This window comes from Caproicibacterium argilliputei, assembly GCF_029211325.2.
GTDB lineage: Bacteria > Bacillota > Clostridia > Oscillospirales > Acutalibacteraceae > Caproicibacterium > Caproicibacterium argilliputei.
The window spans coordinates 2,563,625-2,583,225 of record NZ_CP135996.1; the positions used below are offsets into that span (position 1 = coordinate 2,563,625).

The 19,601-nt window shown below is 55.0% G+C and carries 15 protein-coding genes; 9 read left to right on the top strand and 6 right to left on the bottom strand.

From position 1 onward, the window contains the following. Positions 1–60: 60 nt before the first annotated feature. From PXC00_RS12380 to PXC00_RS12395, 4 genes are all read left to right on the top strand, one after another. Complete coding sequence (locus PXC00_RS12380) at positions 61–603, top strand: glutathione peroxidase (protein WP_275844781.1); 543 nt, start codon at positions 61–63, stop codon at positions 601–603. Positions 604–642: 39 nt separating this feature from the next. Further along, positions 643–1,515 (top strand): NAD(P)/FAD-dependent oxidoreductase, encoded by an 873-nt coding sequence (locus PXC00_RS12385; RefSeq protein ID WP_275844782.1) that lies wholly within the window; start codon positions 643–645, stop codon positions 1,513–1,515. A gap of 15 nt (positions 1,516–1,530) precedes the next feature. Further along, a complete protein-coding gene (locus tag PXC00_RS12390; protein ID WP_275844783.1) occupies positions 1,531–1,968 on the top strand; it encodes a MarR family winged helix-turn-helix transcriptional regulator in 438 nt (145 codons plus the stop codon). Positions 1,969–2,104: 136 nt separating this feature from the next. Further along, positions 2,105–2,620 (top strand): GrpB family protein, encoded by a 516-nt coding sequence (locus tag PXC00_RS12395; RefSeq protein WP_316934992.1) that lies wholly within the window; start codon positions 2,105–2,107, stop codon positions 2,618–2,620. 69 nt (positions 2,621–2,689) lie between these two features. Here PXC00_RS12395 and thrS read toward each other — a convergent pair whose 3' ends face one another. Further along, positions 2,690–4,600: a threonine--tRNA ligase gene (gene thrS, locus PXC00_RS12400; protein WP_275844784.1), complete on the bottom strand. Its 1,911-nt coding sequence runs from the start codon at positions 4,598–4,600 to the stop codon at positions 2,690–2,692. An 845-nt stretch (positions 4,601–5,445) separates the two neighbouring features. Between thrS and rny the strand changes: the two genes are divergently transcribed. From rny to recG, 4 genes are all read left to right on the top strand, one after another. After that, entirely contained in the window at positions 5,446–6,999 is a 1,554-nt protein-coding gene (rny, locus tag PXC00_RS12405) for a ribonuclease Y (protein WP_275844786.1), read from the top strand. A gap of 82 nt (positions 7,000–7,081) precedes the next feature. Continuing rightward, positions 7,082–7,849, top strand: a complete 768-nt coding sequence (locus PXC00_RS12410) for a TIGR00282 family metallophosphoesterase (RefSeq protein ID WP_275844787.1) — start codon at positions 7,082–7,084, stop codon at positions 7,847–7,849. Positions 7,850–8,015: 166 nt separating this feature from the next. Further along, positions 8,016–9,683, top strand: coding sequence for a DAK2 domain-containing protein (locus PXC00_RS12415; RefSeq protein WP_275844788.1), 1,668 nt, complete (start codon positions 8,016–8,018; stop codon positions 9,681–9,683). Continuing rightward, positions 9,683–11,713, top strand: coding sequence for an ATP-dependent DNA helicase RecG (gene recG, locus PXC00_RS12420; protein WP_275844789.1), 2,031 nt, complete (start codon positions 9,683–9,685; stop codon positions 11,711–11,713). Before PXC00_RS12415 ends, recG begins: the two co-directional genes overlap by 1 nt. A 159-nt stretch (positions 11,714–11,872) precedes the next feature. On the opposite strand, the gene PXC00_RS12425 is transcribed toward recG, so the two are convergent. From PXC00_RS12425 to PXC00_RS12445, 5 genes are all read right to left on the bottom strand, one after another. Next, positions 11,873–12,427 (bottom strand): ATP-binding cassette domain-containing protein, encoded by a 555-nt coding sequence (locus PXC00_RS12425; protein ID WP_275844790.1) that lies wholly within the window; start codon positions 12,425–12,427, stop codon positions 11,873–11,875. A 2-nt stretch (positions 12,428–12,429) separates the two neighbouring features. After that, a complete protein-coding gene (locus PXC00_RS12430; RefSeq protein ID WP_275844791.1) occupies positions 12,430–13,227 on the bottom strand; it encodes a hypothetical protein in 798 nt (265 codons plus the stop codon). A 12-nt stretch (positions 13,228–13,239) separates the two neighbouring features. Beyond that, positions 13,240–14,133, bottom strand: a complete 894-nt coding sequence (locus PXC00_RS12435) for a hypothetical protein (RefSeq protein WP_275844792.1) — start codon at positions 14,131–14,133, stop codon at positions 13,240–13,242. 303 nt (positions 14,134–14,436) lie between these two features. Beyond that, complete coding sequence (locus PXC00_RS12440) at positions 14,437–16,866, bottom strand: AAA family ATPase (RefSeq protein ID WP_275844793.1); 2,430 nt, start codon at positions 16,864–16,866, stop codon at positions 14,437–14,439. Further along, on the bottom strand, positions 16,863–18,005 hold the full coding sequence (locus PXC00_RS12445; protein WP_275844794.1) for an exonuclease SbcCD subunit D: 1,143 nt from the start codon (positions 18,003–18,005) through the stop codon (positions 16,863–16,865). The genes PXC00_RS12440 and PXC00_RS12445 overlap by 4 nt, the downstream gene beginning before the upstream one ends. 176 nt (positions 18,006–18,181) lie before the next feature. Here PXC00_RS12445 and PXC00_RS12450 point away from each other — a divergent pair, with 176 nt between their 5' ends. After that, positions 18,182–19,573, top strand: coding sequence for a D-alanyl-D-alanine carboxypeptidase family protein (locus PXC00_RS12450; RefSeq protein WP_275844795.1), 1,392 nt, complete (start codon positions 18,182–18,184; stop codon positions 19,571–19,573). Positions 19,574–19,601: the final 28 nt, after the last annotated feature.

The window sequence follows — 19,601 nt, forward strand, 5'->3', positions numbered from 1 at the left end:
AAATATAGTTGTACAAAATATAAATGCAGACCATTTACTTCATCGAAGGAGGCAATTCTGATGAACCTTTACGAATATTCCGTGACAAACACCGCAGGCGAAGAAGTTTCGCTTAACACCTATGCCGGCAAAGTGCTGCTGATTGTAAACACCGCCACCGGCTGCGGCTTTACCCCGCAGTATCAAGATTTGGAGGAAATGTACGAGCAGTACCACGACCGTGGGCTGGAGATTCTCGACATTCCCTGCAACCAGTTCGCCGGTCAGACGCCCGGCACCGATGAGGAAATCCACCAATTCTGCACCCTGCATTACAACACGCAGTTCCCGCAAATGAAAAAATCGGACGTCAACGGGGAGAATGCCCTGCCGCTTTATGCATATCTTAAAAACCAGAAGGGATTTGAGGGCTTCGGCAAGGGCGCCAAGGCGCTTGCCATGCGCGCCATGCTCAAAAGCATCGATAAGGACTACAAGAACAACCCGGACATCAAGTGGAACTTCACCAAATTTGTGGCAGACCGAAACGGCAGCATCGTGGCGCGCTTTGAGCCGACTGCAGATATGCAGGAGGTCAAGGCTCTGGTCGCCAGCCTGCTATAAGACCGAAAAAACGCAGAACGTACAGAAAGGAAGACAGAAATGCAGCGATACCAAATTGCAGTCATTGGCACCGGACCGGCGGGGCTTTCCGCCGCCGTTACCGCGAAAATCCGCAACAAAACCGTCCTGCTGCTCGGCAGGCAGTCGTTAAGCGCCAAAGTGCAGAAAGCCCACGCCATTCAAAACTACCTCGGGCTGCCGAACATCAGCGGCGAGGCGCTGCGACAGGCGTTTCAAGACCATCTGGATGCCATGCAGCTTTCCATTACCGAAGCGAAGGTCAGCATGGTGTATGCCATGGGCGATTACTTTGCCATCCAAACAGCAGACGAAAACTATGAAGCCGAGTCTGTCATTCTGGCAACCGGTGTTGTGCAGGGGCGGCCTTTTCCCGGCGAAGAAGCGCTGCTGGGACGCGGCGTCAGTTACTGCGCAACCTGCGACGCACCGCTGTACCGCGGAAAAACCGTTGCCGTCATCGGTGCCAGCCCCAAGGAAGAGGCAGAAGCTGAGTTTCTGGCGGAAGTGGCACAGCAGGTATACTATCTGCCGCTGTACGCAGAAACCCCGCAGCTTTCCGCCACGATCAAGGTCATTCAGGACTCCCCCACCGCCATTTTGGGCAGCCAAAAGGTGGAACGCCTGCAGACCAAGTCCGGCGAATATCCCGTAGACGGCGTTTTCATTCTGCGGGACAGCATTGCACCCAACCAGCTGGTGCCGGGACTGCAGACGGAAGAAAACCATGTTGCGGTCAACCGCCGCATGGAAACCAGCATCCCCGGCTGCTTTGCCTGCGGCGACCTGGTGGGAAAGCCCTATCAGTATATCAAATCCGCCGGAGAGGGAAATGTCGCGGCACTTTCCGCCGTTGCTTATCTGGATGAAAAAAAGCGCAGTGCGCGCGCATGACTGCAGGTGAAAGGTATGGAACAAAAAGATTCGTATGAACAGCTGAAGCTGGAGCGCCAGCTGTGCTTTCCGCTGTACGCCTGCGCCCGCAAGGTGGTGAACCACTACACTCCCTACCTCAAGCCCCTGCACATCACCTATACACAATACCTTGTTTTTCTGGTGTTGTGGGAGCAGGACGGCATCAGTGTCGGGGAACTGGGGGAAAAGCTGTATCTGGATAACGGCACACTGACCCCCATGCTAAAGAAAATGGAGAGCGCCGGATTTTTAACGCGCGTCCGCAATTCGGACGATGAGCGCGTTGTGATGGTTCACCTGACGCAGAAAGGGCACGACCTGCGCCGGCAGGCCAAGGAAATTCCGAAGGAAGTCAGCGCCTGCCTGCCCCTTTCGCCGGAGGATGCCCGGCTGCTGTATCAGCTGCTGTACCGCGTTTTGCTTGCTTTGTAACAAACGGCTGTCACGGAGAACTCCTCCGCGGCAGCCGTTTTTCGGAAATTGACAGTCGACGCCATCTATGATAGTCTGGAGAAAAACGCAGGTTGGCATTCCTGCAGCCAATCCCGCAGAAAGGAAGCGCTTCCTTTTGCGAACGAAAACTATCGTTGTCTTGCCCTACCAAGAAAGCTGGCCGCAGGCATTCTTCAAGATTACAGCAGAACTAAGAGAAGCCGTTGGAAATTTAGTATTGCGTTTCGAACACGTTGGCAGCACCTCGGTGCCGGGCCTTGCAGCAAAGCCGATTATTGACATTGACGCAGTCATCGCCGACAGCCATCTCTTAAACCCTCTTATTTTACGACTTGCCAACGCCGGTTATATACATGAAGGAAATCTCGGTATCGCAGGCCGCGAAGCATTTCGCTACACAGACAAGCCCCATTTGCTGCAGCATCATCTGTACGTTTGCCCAAAGGATTCCCCCGAACTTAAACGCCACTTGGCATTTCGTGAGTATCTTCGGGCACACCCAGACGCTGTCGCAGCGTACAGCCGCGTAAAAATGGAAGCAGCGCGCCTTTACCCCACCGATATTGACGCTTACTGTTTGTATAAAGCGCCCTGCATTGAGAAGCTGTACCGTGAAGCCGGAATCTCTTAAACTCCTCAAAAAGCGGCACCGAAACAGCCCTTGCAGGCTATTCGGTGCCGCTTGATTTCTATCTAAAAGTCAGTCGAGTGCTTTGTCCGCCACTTCCTGCCGGACGCGTGCAATAAAGTCTGCGGTGCTCATTGCGCCAAGGTCGCCCGCTTTGCGGTGACGCACGGAAATATTGCCGCTTTCCGCTTCCTTGTCGCCGATTACCAGCATATACGGTGTTTTCTGCAGCTGCGCTTCCCGAATCTTGTAGCCGATTTTTTCGCTGCGGTCGTCCACTTCCACACGGATGCCCGCCGCGTCCAGTTCATCGCGCAGCTTGTGTGCATATTCCTGATGGCGCTCTGCAATCGGCAGAATCTGCACCTGCACCGGAGAGAGCCACAGCGGGAAGGCACCGGCAAAGTGCTCAATCAGGATGCCGATGAAGCGCTCGATGGAGCCGAACACCACGCGGTGCAGCATGATTGGGCGGTGCTTCTGTCCGTCGGCACCCGTGTACTCCAGCTCAAAACGCTCCGGCAGCTGGAAGTCCAGCTGAATCGTGCCGCACTGCCAGGTACGACCCAAGCAGTCGCGCAGGTGGAAGTCCAGCTTCGGGCCGTAGAACGCGCCGTCGCCTTCGTTGACCTCATAGGTATAGCCCAGCTCTGTGACCGCATCGCGCAGAATCTGCGTTGCATTGTCCCAAGTTGCTTTGTCACCCATGTGGTCTTCCGGCATGGTGGAAAGCTCAATGAAGTAAGAGAATCCAAATGTTTTGTAAACGCCGTCAATCAGCCGCACAACGCCCTGAATCTCGCTCTTCATCTGCTCCGGCGTCATGAAGATGTGCGCGTCGTCCTGATGGAAACAGCGCACGCGCATCAAGCCGTGCAGCGCACCGGAAAGCTCATGGCGGTGCACCAGCCCGATTTCGCCCATGCGCAGCGGCAAATCTTTGTAAGAACGCATCTTGGTTTTGTAAACCAACATTCCGCCGGGGCAGTTCATCGGTTTGATGGCGTAGTCTTCATCGTCAATCACCGTGGTGTACATATTATCCTTGTAATGCGCCCAGTGGCCGCTGCGCTCCCACAGCTCGCGGCTGAGGATGACCGGCGTGGAGATTTCCTGGTAACCCGCTTTTTTGTGCACATCGCGCCAATAGTCCATCAGCAGATTCTGCAGGATCATGCCTTTAGGCAGGAAGAACGGGAAGCCGGGACCTTCCTCCATAATGGTGAACAGCTCCAAGTCGCGGCCCAACTTGCGGTGGTCGCGCTTTTTCGCTTCCTCCAGCATCTTGACATACTGCTCTAAATCCGAAGCCTTGGGGAAGGAAATGCCGTAAACGCGCTGCAGCATTTTGTTGTTTGCATCCGCACGCCAGTAAGCGCCTGTGCAGTTTGTCAGCTTCACTGCTTTGACCCGACCGGTGCTGAGCAGATGCGGGCCGGCGCACAGGTCGATATAATCGCCCTGCTTGTAAAACGAAATCTTTTCGCCCTTGCCGCTGTGCTCTTGAATCAGCTCTATCTTGTAGTCCTGCCCACGCTCTTTCATCATCTGCAGGGCTTCCTCTGCGGGCACTTCCACGCGCTCCAGCGGAATGTCCTGCTTGATGATTTTCTTCATTTCGGCCTCGATGGCACTCAGATCTTCCGGCGTCAGTGTACGGGGCAGGTCAAAGTCGTAGTAAAAACCGTTTTCAATGGCAGGGCCGATTGCAAACTTGGCATCCGGAAACAGGTGCTGCACCGCCTGCGCCAGAATGTGAGAGGTCGTATGCCAGTAAGCCTTTTTACCATCTTCGTTTTCAAACGTCAGGATTTCCAGTTCGCAATCCTCTGTCAGCGGCGTACGCAAATCCACCACCGCACCGTTCAGACGGCCGACGCACGCTGCCTTATAAAGACCCGCGCCAATACTTTTTGCAACCTCTGCCACGGTAACGCCGGAATCAAATTCCCGCACATCGCCTTTTAACGTGACTTTTATCATAGAAACCTCTCCTTTTTATTATGGTTTTCTGCTGGCTGCAAAACCGGACTGCTTGGGAAGTATAAAAAAACGCCTTGCCCCAAAAGCTGGGGCAAGACGGTAATCTCGCGGTTCCACCCAGATTACACCGCCGCAGGGCGGTGCATCTCATAAGCGGCGGGTAACGGTGCCGTGCCGGCGTACTTCATCGGTACACACTCAGAGGCGGTAGCAAATGCGCACCACCTGCCGCGGGTGCTTTCAGCCAGTGACACCCGCTCTCTGCTGCAGGAGGAAGCGCGGCTTCCTCATCAACGATTTGCTTCTATCCGGTTTTGAGTGTATCATAGCACTTTGCATTTCCCTTGTCAATCCTTATTTTATGACTTTCGGCGCGAAAAATACGTTGTTTGGCAGAATTCCGGCCTTTTGGCGCGGGCCGCCGCCGCTTTGGGTGCCCGCCGCCCGCATTTCTGCAGAAAGGATGCATCTTTCCTTGACATTTGGGGCTAAAACGTTATACAATTATCAGTAAGATGCGTGAGTATGCATTTTCCGGAGAAAACGCTCCGGTTTTTTCACAAAAATGAATTTTAAATTTGTGCAGCCCGTCCCAAAGCGCGTTTCCCTGTTTTCAAGTAGAGATCTGAAAGCACACAGCTTTGCCGGGCGGCTGCAAAGTCCACTGGAAGCACCATTTTTGCTCCAGCAGATAGATTGGCAAAAATCGCCGGAACAAGTCCGGCGAAAGGCCCACCGCTCACGGGATGGGCCGTTTTGTGTATCCGATTGAATAAAAAACGATATTTTCCATATCTGTATGCAAGGCAGAATGGGCGCTTTCCGGGACAGAGGAGGTGCTCAAAATGAATCCTGTCATCACCATTGTTCTGTTTCTCGCAGGACTGGTTGGCGGCGGCTTTGCCGGTTTCTTTGCCGGAGAACGCCACCGCAGGCAGACCGCAGAACTTGCGATCGGCTCCGCAGAGGAAGAAGCGAAGCGGATTGTAAACGAAGCCATCAAGGCGGCGGATGCCAAAAAGAAAGAATTGATTCTCGAGGGAAAAGACGAACTGCACCGGATGCGCTCTGACGCTGACCGGGAAATCAACGACCGCCGCAAGGAAATGCAGCGGCAGGAACGCCGCGTGCAGCAGAAGGAAGAGAATCTGGACCGCAAGCTGGAAGGTCTGGAGAGCAAGGAAGAAAAGCTTTCCAAAAAGAACAAACAGGCTGACGAGCGTCTGGCGCAGGCAGAAGCTGTGAAGCAGGAGCAGGTGGAAACGCTCGAACGCATTTCCGGCTTCACCGCCGAGCAGGCTAAAGATTACCTGCTGCAGGAGTTTGAATCTGACATTCAGCATGAAAAAGCTGTCAAACTGCGTGACTATGAGCAGCAGACCAAAGAGGACGCGGATAACTCCGCGCGGGAAATCATCTCTATGGCCATTCAGCGCTGTGCCGCTGACCACGTTTCCGAAGCAACCATTTCTGTGGTGCCGCTGCCCAATGACGAAATGAAAGGCCGCATCATCGGCCGTGAGGGACGCAACATCCGTACCATTGAAACCCTAACCGGCGTTGACCTGATTATTGACGACACGCCGGAAGCCATCACCATCTCCAGCTTTGAACCGGTGCGCCGAGAAATCGCGCGCGTTGCCCTTGAAAAGCTGATTTCCGACGGCCGCATTCATCCGGCACGCATTGAGGAAACGGTCGAAAAGGCTCGCCGCGAAGTGGAAGCAAGCATCAAACAGGCAGGCGAAAGCGCCATTCTGCAGGCAGGCGTCACCAGCATTCATCCGGAACTCATTAAGCTTTTGGGGCGCCTGCGCTACCGTACCAGCTATGGGCAGAATGTTCTCGACCATTCGCTGGAAGTCGCCTCAATTGCAGGCATTATGGCGTCCGAACTGGGGCTGGACCCCACCATGGCACGCCGCGCCGGCCTGCTGCACGACATCGGCAAAGCGCTTGACCATGAGATTGAGGGTTCGCACGTTGACATCGGCGTGGATGTGGCTCGCAAGTACAAGGAGAGCGAAGCGGTAGTGCACGCCATCGCCGCCCACCACAACGACATTGAGCCGAAAACCGTTATCGCCTGTCTGGTACAGGCTGCGGACGCTATCAGTGCAGCCCGCCCGGGCGCACGCCGCGAAAACGTGGAAAACTATATCAAGCGCCTTGAAAAGCTGGAGGAAGTTGCCTCTGGATTTGAGGGTGTGGAGCGCAGCTACGCGATTCAGGCCGGCCGCGAAATCCGCGTAATTGTGAAGCCTGAGGTCATCTCTGACGATCAAATGACGCTGCTGGCACACGACATTTGCCGGAAAATCGAGTCTGACCTGGAGTATCCGGGACAAATCAAGGTCAACATCATCCGCGAAAGCCGGGCAACCGACTTCGCTAAATAAACGGTCTGCTGCTGCGGCACGCACACGCGTCCCGCGGCAGTTTTTGTTTTCATTTTATCTGCACAGGAAGGGAAGTCCTCTTATGAATATTCTGGCAATCGGCGATGTGGTGGGCAGTGTGGGCTGTCGCTTTCTGCGGTCAAAGCTGCCAACACTGAAAAAGCTGAAAGCAATCAATCTGGTTATCGCCAACGGCGAAAACAGCGCGGACGGCAACGGCCTGACCCCCACCTCCGTCCGCTACCTGCTGGACAGCGGCGTGGACGTCATCACGTCCGGCAACCACAGCTTCCGCCGTAAGGAAAGCTACGACACCTACGAGGAATGCGGGCAGCTGCTGCGCCCCGCGAACTTCCCGGTCGGCGCGCCGGGGCGCGGCTACATGGTTTACGACATGGGGCGCACGCAGGTGGGAATTTTTAACCTGATGGGCACCGTTTATCTGGACCCGCTGGACAACCCTTTCTTTACCGCTGATTCCTTTCTGAAAGAAACGCCCACAATCACCGTGGTAGACTTTCACGCAGAGGCAACCGGCGAAAAGCGCAGCATGGGGTACTACCTGGACGGCCGCGTCAGCGCGCTGTGGGGCACCCACACCCATGTGCAGACCGCGGATGAATGTGTGCTGCCAAAAGGCACAGGCTATATCTCAGACCTGGGCATGACCGGCACGGTGGAATCTGTGCTTGGCGTGCAGCCGGAGCTGACCATCCGTAAAATGAAAACCCAGATGCCCGTTCGCTTTGACCTGGTGCAGGAAGGCCCCTGTAAGTTGGACTGCTGCTTGTTTGACATTGACGATGCAACCGGACGCTGCCGCGGTGCCGAGCGGCTGGAACTTCGGTAAATAAAGGAATTTTTCCCCGCTTTTTTGCACAGCAGCCGCCCCACTGCGCTGGAAGTTTCAGTTGAATCCGTACAGCATATATGGTATACTGATACTAAAAAAGAATGGCAGACGCCGGGTGACCTCCTCTGCGTCTAGAATAAAAAGTTTCCAAAGGAGCTTGCTCATGATAAACGGAACTATTTTGCGTAATGCAATGATTTCCGGTGCAAACAACATTGCCAAACACCGGAGCAGCATCGACGAATTGAATATCTTTCCGGTACCGGACGGAGACACCGGCACAAATATGTCCATGACCATGGCAAACGCGTCCGCTGAATTGCAAAAGACAGAGGGCGGCACCATTTCTGAGGTGGCGCGTGTTGCTGCTTCCGGACTGCTGCGCGGCGCACGCGGCAACTCGGGTGTCATCCTTTCCCTGCTGTTCCGTGGCTTTGCCGACGGCGTCAAGGGGCTGGAGGCGGCTTCCGGCACTGACCTTGCCAACGCACTCGCTATTGGTGTGGAGGCTGCCTACAAAGCTGTCATGAAGCCCACCGAGGGCACCATTTTGACAGTTTCTCGCGTGGCAAGCGAAAAGGCAAAGGCCGCCGCCGAAATTGACGATGACCCGCTGTATGTCTGGAACGCTGTCTGCAAAGGCGCGGAAGAAGCGCTCGCCGAAACACCGGAACTGCTGCCTGTGCTCAAAAAAGCCGGTGTGGTGGATGCCGGCGGCAAAGGGCTGTGCTGTATCTTTGATGGCATGATGAGCGTTCTGCGCGATGGTGTTGTGCTTCCCGCCGCGGAAGAAACCGTGACGGAAGATCTGAGCAGCAATGATGCGTTCCGCAGCGCCGCGGCAGAGTTTGACCAGGACATCCGCTTCACTTACTGCACAGAGTTCATCGCCAGCCGTGAAAAAGACCCGCACAAAGACCCGGAGGAGCTGCGCCGCTATCTGCAAACGATTGGCGACTGCGTTGTGGTTGTCGCAGATGATGATATTGTAAAGACTCACGTGCACACCGAGCAGCCATACCTCGCTTTGGAGGCGGCGCTGACCTATGGGCAGCTGCTTACGGTGAAAATTGAAAACATGAAAGAGCAGCACCGCAAGGCCAAAGAGGCGAATGATGCCGCCAAGGCAAAGGCAGAGCGCGAGGCTTTAAAGCCAGTGGAACCAACCGAAGAAGTCGGCTTTGTCGCGGTCGCGGCGGGCGAGGGTCTGAAAACCCTGTTTACCGACCTTGGCTGCACCCACGTGGTCAGCGGCGGACAAACCATGAACCCCAGCACAGAGGACATTCTGGAGGCAGTGCTTGCCACGCCGGGCAAAACGGTTCTGGTGCTGCCCAACAACAAAAACATTACCATGGCTGCTGAGCAGGTCATTCCCCTGGTTAAAGACCGCAAGGTCATGGTGCTGCCCACCCGCACCATTCCGCAAGGGCTTTCCGCCATGCTGGCATACGACCCCGACTCCACCTGCGAAGTGAACGCAGTGAAAATGATGGAGGCAGCCGGCAGTGTGGAAACCGGCACAGTCACCTTTGCCGCGCGTGACAGCGAATACGGCGGCCGCCGAATCAAAGAAGGGGACATCCTCGGCTTGGTCAACGGCAAGCTGACTCTGGTGGAAAAGGACATCATCCACACCTGCTCCAAGCTGACTCGCTCCATGGTCAACCGCTCCACCTCATTCATTACGATTATTTACGGAGCAGACATCACAGAAGAGCAGGCCAACGATGCCTACAACCGCATTAAGTCTAAAATCAGCTCTGACGTGGAAATCACGCTTGTCAATGGCGGACAACCCATCCACTACTTCCTGATCTCGGTGGAATAATGGCCTCTTTATTCGCAAAACCCATTACAGAATTAAAGGGCGTCGGCAAGAAACGCGCAGAGCTTTATCAGAAACTCGGCGCGCCCACTGTCGGCGCTTTGCTGCGTCTGTATCCACGCGCTTACGAAGATTGGAGCAGCCCCTGCACGGTTCTGCAGGCACCGCACGACACCGCCTGTGCCGTGCGTGCCACGGTGGAGCGTGTCAGCGCCCCTGTTTTCACCCGCTCCGGTGTGATGTTGATTCACGTGCAGACTGCAGACGCAGAGGGCACCCCACTGGAACTGGTTTTCTTTAACAATTCCTATATTCAAAATCTTCTGAGCAGCGGCACCTGCTATATTTTTTACGGCAAAGTCACCATCAACCAGGGAAAGCAGCAAATGGCATCCCCTATCTTCGCCAAAGAAGGGCAGTGCCCCGGTCTGCGCCCCATTTACCCGCAGACAAAAGGGCTGCCCAGCCGCACCATCGCGGCCGCTGTGCAAGAAGCCCTGCAACTTCTGCCAGATGCTATGCAAGACCCGATTCCGCAGGAAATCCGGCAGCGGTACAGCCTTTGTGAACTGCGCTACGCGCTCGAAACCATTCATCAGCCTGAGAATCAGGAAAGCATGGAGGTTGCGCGGGCGCGGCTGGCATTTGAGGAACTTCTGGTTCTGCAGCTCGGTCTGCTGACCATGAAAAGCCGCACCCGCGAAAAGAGCGCATTTGTTGTACAAAAAAGTTATTTGGAAGAATTCTGGAAGCTGTTGCCCTTCACACCGACCGGTGCGCAGCGGCACGCCGCTGAAGAAGCCGTGCAGGATATGCAGAGCGGCTGGCCGATGAACCGCTTAATCCAGGGGGACGTCGGCAGCGGTAAAACCGCAGTTGCAGCTGCCTGCTGCCACACCGTCATCCGCAGCGGTATGCAGGCTGTGCTGATGGCCCCCACAGACATTCTGGCCCACCAGCACTTTGCCTCGCTCAGCGCAATGCTGCAGCCTGCGGGAATTTCAGTCGGACTGCTGACCGGCTCCTTAAAGCCGAAAGAAAAAGCGGCGGTAAAGGCCGACATTGCAGACGGCACGCTGCAGCTTTTGGTTGGCACGCACGCACTGCTCACCCCGGACGTTGTCTTTCAAAATTTAGGTTTGGTCATTACCGATGAGCAGCACCGCTTTGGTGTCAACCAACGGACGGCACTGGCGGAAAAGTCAAAGGGCACCCACGTGCTGGTCATGAGTGCCACGCCGATTCCGCGCACGCTGGCACTCATGATTTACGGTGACTTGGATATTTCCGTCATTGATGAACTTCCGCCCGGTCGGCAGGAAATCCAGACTTTCTGCATTGACAGCAGTAAGCGTATGCGCGCCCTGCGTTTCGTGAAGAAGCACGTGCACGCGGGGCGGCAGGCATATATTATCTGCCCTGCCATTGACGCAGGCAACGACAAAGCCAGCGTCACGCAGTACGCGCAAAATCTGCAACGCGCACTGCCTGACTGCCGGATCGGCGCCCTGCACGGACGCATGAAGCCAAAGGAAAAAGACGAAATCATGGAGCATTTTTCCGGCGGAAAAATCGACATTTTGGTTTCCACCACCGTGGTGGAAGTCGGTGTTGATGTACCCAACGCTGTGGATATGCTGATTGAAAACGCCGAGCAGTACGGTCTTTCGCAGCTGCACCAGCTGCGCGGACGTGTTGGGCGCGGCAGCTGCCAGAGCTATTGTATCCTCATTTCCGACGCGCAGAATGAAGAGGCACGCGCGCGGATGCAGGTAATGTGCGAAACCGCAGACGGCTTTGCCATTGCGGAGAGGGACTTAAAGCTGCGCGGGCCGGGCGACTTTTTCGGCAGCCGGCAGCATGGCCTGCCGGAGCTGAAAATTGCCGACCTGAACGACGACTTTTCAGTCCTGCAGAACGCACAAACCGTTGCCAAAGAGATGCTTGCCGCCGACCCACCCCTGGAAGCGCCCGACCACCGCGGCTTGCGCGCGGAAGTGCGCCTGCTGTTCCAAAACCTAGGGGAAACGTAAAGCCCCCATCCGGGCAGAGCCGCGTGGTTCTGTCCGAATGGGGGTTGCTTTGTTTTTTCTGAATCGTTTCAAATACAGGTTTCTATGCTCATGCACCATCAGGCAGTGCTATGCAATTCCTGCAAAATACGCTCAAATCCTCTTTGTTATGGCTTGCAATCACCACAGTTGCGCCCCGTTCATTTTCCTCACGAACCACCGTTCTGATTCGTTCCACGCCCTCGTCATCCAAGGCGTTTGTCGGCTCATCCAGCAGCAAAAGCTCCGGGCGCTCCATGATGCTTGTGCCACCGCCAAACGCTGCTTCATGCCCAGGGAGTATTTTTTATAAGTACGCTTGTCTGCCGGGTCCAGCCCAACACGGGAGATTGCTTCTTTAATCTGTTCGTCACGCACTTGAGCCCGAATCATTGCCAGCGTTTTTAAATTTTCAAAGCCGGTATACTCCGGCCCAAAACCGACATTTTCAATAATCAGTCCCATCTTTTCCGGAAAAGACAAGTCCTTGCCCAACTGTTTGCCGTCAATTTTCACGGTACCGCTTGTCGGATAAATCAATCCGGCAATGGAGCGCAGCAGCATCGTTTTGCCGGAGCCATTGTGCCCATAGAGTCCGTAAACCCCGCCCGCCTCTAAGGTCAGAGAAATATGATTCAGCACGGTTCGGTGCTTTAATTGTTTTGTCAGATCTTCAATTTCTACACAATATCCCATTGTTACTCCTCTTTCAAAAAGTCCATGACGTCCTTTCTTTCAATTGTGACATACAGGAAAACATACATGGCTGCAAACCAAAGAACGCAGACAAGAAGATTGCCCCAAAATGACAGCCCGGGTACCGCCGGATAGTATGCCGCCCGGGTCTGCGGGGAAACCACAGCGTCAGCGTGCCAGAGCACCTGCTGCAAAACGGGCGGCAGCAGAGAAAATACGCCGGCGAATACTGTATTCTGATAATTTTCACAAGCAAAAATCAAGCAGACTATGTAAAAAATAAGTTCTACTAGAAAGGAGCGTGTACTGCCAAACCACAAGGAAAGCAGGTTTTGGCTGAACGAAAGTACGAAAAGCCCCACAACATTGCCAAGGTAAAGCTGAAGATACTGCATTCCGCTTCCGTGAAAGGCAAATCCCGCAGCTCTGCCAACCGCATAGGACACCGCAAGCAGAAGCAACCACGACACGCTCATCTGCAGGAAAAGTGAGACAGTCTTCTGCCAAAGCCAGTGCCGCTTGGAGCCCATGCGCGGAAAGACGTAAACATAGTTCTGTTCAAAATCTTTACGGAAATAGGATGCGTAAACATAAAGGAACAGCATCCATGGCGTCTGAAAAATCATGATTAGCATCAAAGAGAAATGATCGGCTCTTCTGCCGCCGTAAAGTGTGAGAAGATAATCCGTGGCTCCTTGTGAACCGGCACCTGCACCCAAATTCCCAATTAAAAACAACAGGAACAAGGCAAGAGAGGCAAAGCAAAGCAGCCCGTTTTTTTGAACTTTCTTTCGCTTCATGTTCACTTCTCCTTACGCCAAAACGTCGCGCCGCAGCCGCACGCGAATTTCAATGAGCACCGCTGCAACAAACAGCAGCAGCAAAACCCGAATCCCGATATCGCTAAGGGGCATTTCCGGTAACATCGCAAGATTCCACTGAAAGATGGGGATACCCGCCGGGTTGAGAACCAAGTCACACACGAAGTTGAAGCAAACCCATAAAATCGCTGCCGGAAGCGTCAAAACCAAAAATCGGTTTCTGTGAAAATAAAGAGACAGCGCAAAATTGAATTCCGCAAACGCCGCACCGGTTACCGCCGGCACGCACATATACAAGATATTATAGAGATAGGGATGATTCACTTTCAGCGGCATGAGCCATGCCTGCACATTCCATCCAGATATCCAGTCTTGATACCCGTCCTGAACCGGACCCATCATGGCATTTTGCTGCGGCGCGCCCTGACATAGGATGCAAAGAACAACTTGCTCCAGTCCATACGGGAGGATAACAATGATAAAGGCGCTGACAAAAATCACAATAGCCGCCGAGCTGTAGTAACGCCTGCGGCCACATTTGGTGAGCACCGCATGCAGGGTGTTGTTTTTCCTGTCATCATAAAAAGTAGAGGTAAACGGAAGGCAGGCAAAAAATGGGAGCAAAAACATCTGAAACATCTGGATTTGTATCGAGAAGTCCTCCGTATTCCCTGTGAAACTGGTATTGTTTCCACTGATGGTTGCGAATCCAAAGAATCCCCAGTAAGCCCAGGCAGGCAGATGCTGCTCAACAATATCCCCCCGAAAGTTGAGAATGATATTTCCAATCATAAAAAACGAAAGCAGCATAATGGCTGTCAGAGAAAAGAAAAACAGTTTGCTGTCAAACAGTCTTTTAAACTGCATTCTTAAAGCATTTTTCATAAAATTTCCACCTAAAAGAAGAAAAGGCATCTCTTTTTGAGATCCCTTTTCTGATTGCTAACTTCAATTAACCGAAATTTACCTCGCCGGAGTTTTTCACACCGCTGGAAACTACTTCCTTACACCTGCCACGAAGCATAACAGTGGTTCCATTTCCTACACGACCATGCTGATAGAAAGCGGTTGTCAAGACATAGAATTTCAAGCAATTATTTTGTAAGTATATAAATATCCTGTCATATATTCTATCATAAATTAACATTTTATTTTAATTTTTTACCAAAAATCCATCTTAAGCAGCATCTAACCCATCATGATTTTGACACAACTGGTTCCGTCCGGCAGGCGGTCAACAAGCAGCTGCTTTTTGATAACCGCCTGCAGCTCCGTCACGTGAGAGATAATGCCGACTGTGCGGCCGGACTCCTGCAGGCGCAGAAGCGCACCCATGGCAGTGTCCAGCGTTTCCTGATCCAAAGAGCCAAAGCCTTCGTCGATAAACAGCGCGTCCAGACGCACCGCGCCGGAGTACGCCTGCACCACATCCGAAAGTCCGAACGCAAGCGAGAGCGAGGCGAGAAACAGTTCTCCGCCGGAAAGCGTTCCCACGTCACGTTCCCCGCCGGAAGCCGCGTCCAGCACCGCCAGATCCAATCCGCCAATGGCGTTGCCGCCGGCAGGTGCTGTCTTGCGCAGCAGCCGGTAGCGTCCGGAGGAAAGGTCTGCGAAAAACCCGTTTGCACTGGTCAGAATATCCTCCAGCATAATGCCCAGCACAAACTGCTGAATCGGCACACGCTGCCGGGTCTTTCCGGAAAGCAGGTCAGAAAGGCGGCTGGCGGCTTCGTACTGCTGCTGCAGGCTGGTTCCCTGCTCCTGCAAAGCGGCAAGCTGCTGACAGGACTGCTTTGCGCTTTGCAAACCTGCGGCTGCACGCCCCGCCTGCTCTGCCAGCTGCGCCGATGCAGCCTGCGCTTCGGCACGCTGCTGACGCGCCACGTTTTCATCCGGTCGTTTCGTATCCTGCGGTGCGTCCGGCTGTGCACGGTACGTTTCCAGCGCCAGCGCATACTTTTTGCGCGCTTCCTCCAAATCCGCCCGCGCCTTTTTCTGCCCCTCTGCCGCCGCGGCGGACTGGCTTTGCATTTCTGCCGCCGTGTGCTGCAGCTTTGCCGCCTGCTGCTCCAACGCATTGGTTTTTTTGCGCAGGGCGCGCACCGCTTCCTCCAGTTCCGCCAGGGTTGCTTTGCCGCGCATCTGCTCGGAAACCGCTTTTTCGGTCGCTTCGTCTGCGGCAATGTCGTTTTGCAGTTCCATCAGGTGTGTGCGCAGCTGCTCGGCGCTCTGCCGCGCCTGCTCGCGCTGTTGCTCCAGCAGCTTCAGTTTCGCGCGCGCTTTCTGCAGCGTTTCCGCAGCCTTCATCGTTTCCGCCTGCTTCGCACGCAGACGTTCCAGCTGTGCCGACGGCGCCGCCGGATGCGGATGGTGCAGCGCACCGCATACCGGACAGGGGCGATCCTCCTGCAGGTCAGCGGCAACCGCCGCCGCCGCATTTGCGCGAAGCTCCGCTTCAATGGCGGCTGAAATCTGCGGCAGCTGCGCCGCCTGCCGGTTCCACTCCTCGGAAAGGGCCATGCCCTTTTCCCAGCGCGCCTGTGCTTCCTGCCGTGTCTGCTCCGCCTTGGCAAGCTGCTGCCGCGCACCCGCCATCTGCTGCTTTTTAACGGCAAGCTGCTTGTGCAGACCGTCCAGTTTTCTGGCAGCCTCCAAAGCGCCGGTAAGGGCGGCTGCCTGCTCGCGGCTTTGGGCAGCTTCCCGCAGCAGCGTCTGCGCCTGCGGCAGCGCCGCCTGTGCCTGCCGATTCTGTGCTTCCGTCTTTTCCGCGCGTTCCTCCGCCGCTGCGCGCGCTGCTTCACAAGCCTTCCACAGGTCATAAGCAGCCGCTGTCTTGGCTGCAAGGTCGTAAGCGCGGTTGCACTGTTCCTGCCTGCAGTTTGCCTGTGCGCACTGCTTCTGCAGCTGCAGGTAGGTCTGCTCCAAGGCTGTGCATTTTTCGGTAAGTGCCTGCAAATCCTGCACCTCTTCCCGTGTCAGAACAGACTGCCGGGCTGCATCGTTTTCTCCGGCCTGTGTTTTCAGCGCCGCAGCGCGCGCGCGCATCTGCTGCGTCAGACGCTCCCACTTCTGTGTTGCAAACAATGTTTGCAACAGCGCCGCCTTTTCACGGGAATTGGAAAGCAGCAGCTTTAAAAAATCCCCCTGCGGCAGCACGACAACCTGCGAAAACTGCTCACAGGTTAGCCCCAGCAGCTGTTCCGCCTGCTCGCGTACGCGGCTTTCCGCACCGGAGCACAGCAGCTCCCAACTGCCATCCGCAAGCATTCGGTAGCACTCATGCTCTTCTTTGCTGCGGAAAGAATCCGTTCGTTTGGAGTAGTATTCCTGCAGACTGCGCAACCATTTGTAGGTATTGCCGCGGTACGCAAACCGAAACTCCACCAGCGTTTCGTCCTCCCGCGCGGCGGCAAGGCTGCGCATTCCCGCCCAACTGCGCCTGCCGCCGGTCGCCTTGCAGTACAGCGCAAAGCACATGGCGTCCAGAATGGTAGTTTTCCCGCCGCCGGTCGCACCAGTAATCAGAAAAAGCGGGTGTTCCCCCAGTTTTGTAAAGTCAATCTCCGTTTCGTGCAGGTAAGAGCCAAACGCTTTCATGCGCAGATACAGCGGCTTCATACTTCCTCCCCCTCTTTCATAACTTCCCGAAACAGTGCAAGATCCTGCTGGGTCGGCTGTGTGCCGCAAACCTGCTGCAGAAACGCCGTGAAAATTTCCTCCTCGCTGACACGGTGCTTCCGCATTTCCCGACGAAAGCCACTGTCCTCTTTTCCGCCCTCAGAAAGCAGCCACTCACTGGAAATCCCCAGCAGATTCGGGTAGTACGGCCGCAGCCGGTCCACCGGCTGGTAAATCGGATGGGTATCCGTCAGTTCCACGAACAGATAATCGCCGCTCGGCGTCTGCTGTGCCGCCTGCAGCAGGATGTCAAACGCCCCGTGCAGCACGCGCACATCATGCGGCGGATGCACGGGCAGAACTTCCGTTTCCACTTGCCCGTTGGAAATCGTCACCCGCACCACCCCTTTTTTCTGGCGGGCTTCGTCAAAGCTGTACTTCAATGGAGAACCGGCGTACCGGCCGGTGCCCGCTTTCTGCGGTGCGTGCAAGTGCCCCAGCGCCGTGTACGCAAACGGAGCAAAGCAGTCCAGCCCCACCTGGCTGCTGCCACCCACAAATGCAGGGCTTTCGCTTGCGCTGACCTCTCCGCCCGCGGCAAAGCAGTGGGTTATCAAGAGATTCACCACATCGGGCGCGGGCTGTACGCGCGCAAGCAGCGCCCGAAACGCTTCATCCATCGTATGCGGGCCGTCTTCCTGTCCGCTGCCCAGCGCTTCACGCGCCGCGGCAGGCTCACAGTACGGCAGGGTATAACAGCAAAGCGGGCCGTCCTCTGTCTGTATGGTGTAGGGGTTCCAAACATCCTCCGGCCGAGTGGCAAGCACCACGCCCTGCCGCCGCAGCAGAGCAGAACCCAACGACAGCCTGCGGGCGCTGTCATGGTTTCCCGTAACGGCAATCAGCGGAATCCGCAGTGCCGAAAGCCGGTTCAAAAATCTATCAAACAGCGTGACCGCCTCGACCGGCGGCACCTGTCGGTCAAAAATATCCCCGGCAAGCAGCACCGCATCCGGACGCTCGCGTTCCAACAGCGGCACAAACCACTCCAGAACAAACCACCGCTGCTCGTCCAATAGGCTGCGGCCGTACAAGGCCTTTCCCAAGTGCCAATCGGCAGTATGCAAAAACCGAATCATCAAACTCCCCTTTTCTCAAACCGGCAGCACGCCGGTGCAGCTGAAAAAACTATGCTTTTGCCTTTTCTTTTTTTCAGAATACTGGTATACTGAAGTAGACATAAATGCATTTCAATCGGAACGAACGGCGCTTCCGCCTGTTCCTTCTATTCTATCATACCGGAGGAAAGACTTCCATGAAAAAACGACTGCTTTCATTGCTGCTTACGCTTTCTGTTGTCCTGACCGCCTGCCTGCCCGTTTACGCGGCCAGCGGCTCTGCAGCATCGAGTCAGCCGAGCAGTACCGGCTCTGCCACATCTCAAAGCGGAGACAGTATGTTTAAGCCGGACTTTACGCTGAACTCCAAAGCCGCCGAACTGGTCAATCTGGACACAGACACGGTCGTGTTTCAGCAAAACGCAGACCAGAAAATGTACCCAGCCTCCACCACCAAAATCATGACGTTCATCATCGTCATGGAAAACGTCAAAAATGTCGACAAGCAAACCATCACCTACACCGATAAGGAAAAGAAACAGATTGACGGCACCGGCAGCTCCACCGCCGGGCTGAAGGTCGGCGAAATCTACAGCGTCCACCAACTGCTGTATGCCATGATGGTTCCGTCCGGCAACGACGCAGCCCTGCTGCTGGCCACCTATGTGGGCGGCGGCGATATCAGCCGCTTTGTAACGCTGATGAACCAAAAAGCCAAAGCGCTGGGCTGCACCGGCACGCACTTTGCCAATCCGGACGGTCTGCAGGATGAAAACCACTACACGACCGCACACGACCTTGCACTGATGGCCAAATATGCGCTGACGCTGAACTACTTTCTGGAAATCACGAACACCACCGTATACAATTTAAAACCACTGAATAACTCTAGCGTGAATCACCAGCTAACCACAACGAACGCCATGATTGACCGCGGCGCAGAGGGCGGCGCTTACTACAACCCCTATGTAAAGGGAATTAAAACCGGCCACACCAGCCAGGCCGGCCGCTGTTTGGTCACGACTGCTGTTTACGGCGGCCGAACCTATTTGTGCGTGCTGATGGGCGCACCAACGAAAAGCGAGAGCTACGGGGAAATGATTGATACCACCCATCTGTATCGGTGGGTATACACGAACTTCAATCTGGTGCAGATTGCCTCTGCCAACCAACCCATCTGGGAGGTTCCACTGAAATACGCTTGGAACCGCGACTCCATTGTTCTTTGTCCGGAAAAGGACGTGACAGCTGTGCTGCCGGAGGGTGTCAGTGCAAACAGTGTGGAGGTCACGCCAAATGTGCCTGCCTCTGTGGACGCTCCCATTCAAAAGGGTCAGGTGGTCGGCACAGCTACGCTGACTTACGCCAAGCAGAAACTCGCCACGGTTCGTCTGGTTGCAAACGAAACCGTTGACCGCAGTGAGCTGATTCACTCCGCAAACACCGCAAGGGATATTGTAACTTCGCCGTGGTTTCTCGGAATCGCCGCAGTCATTCTTGTTCTGGTTGGTGTTTACGTTGCACTGGCACTGTTTTACAACCGCCGAAAAGGCAGCCTGCACAAAGTGAAAAAATACAGGCGGTTTTAAACCGCAAAAAAGGACAGAAACGTGTGTT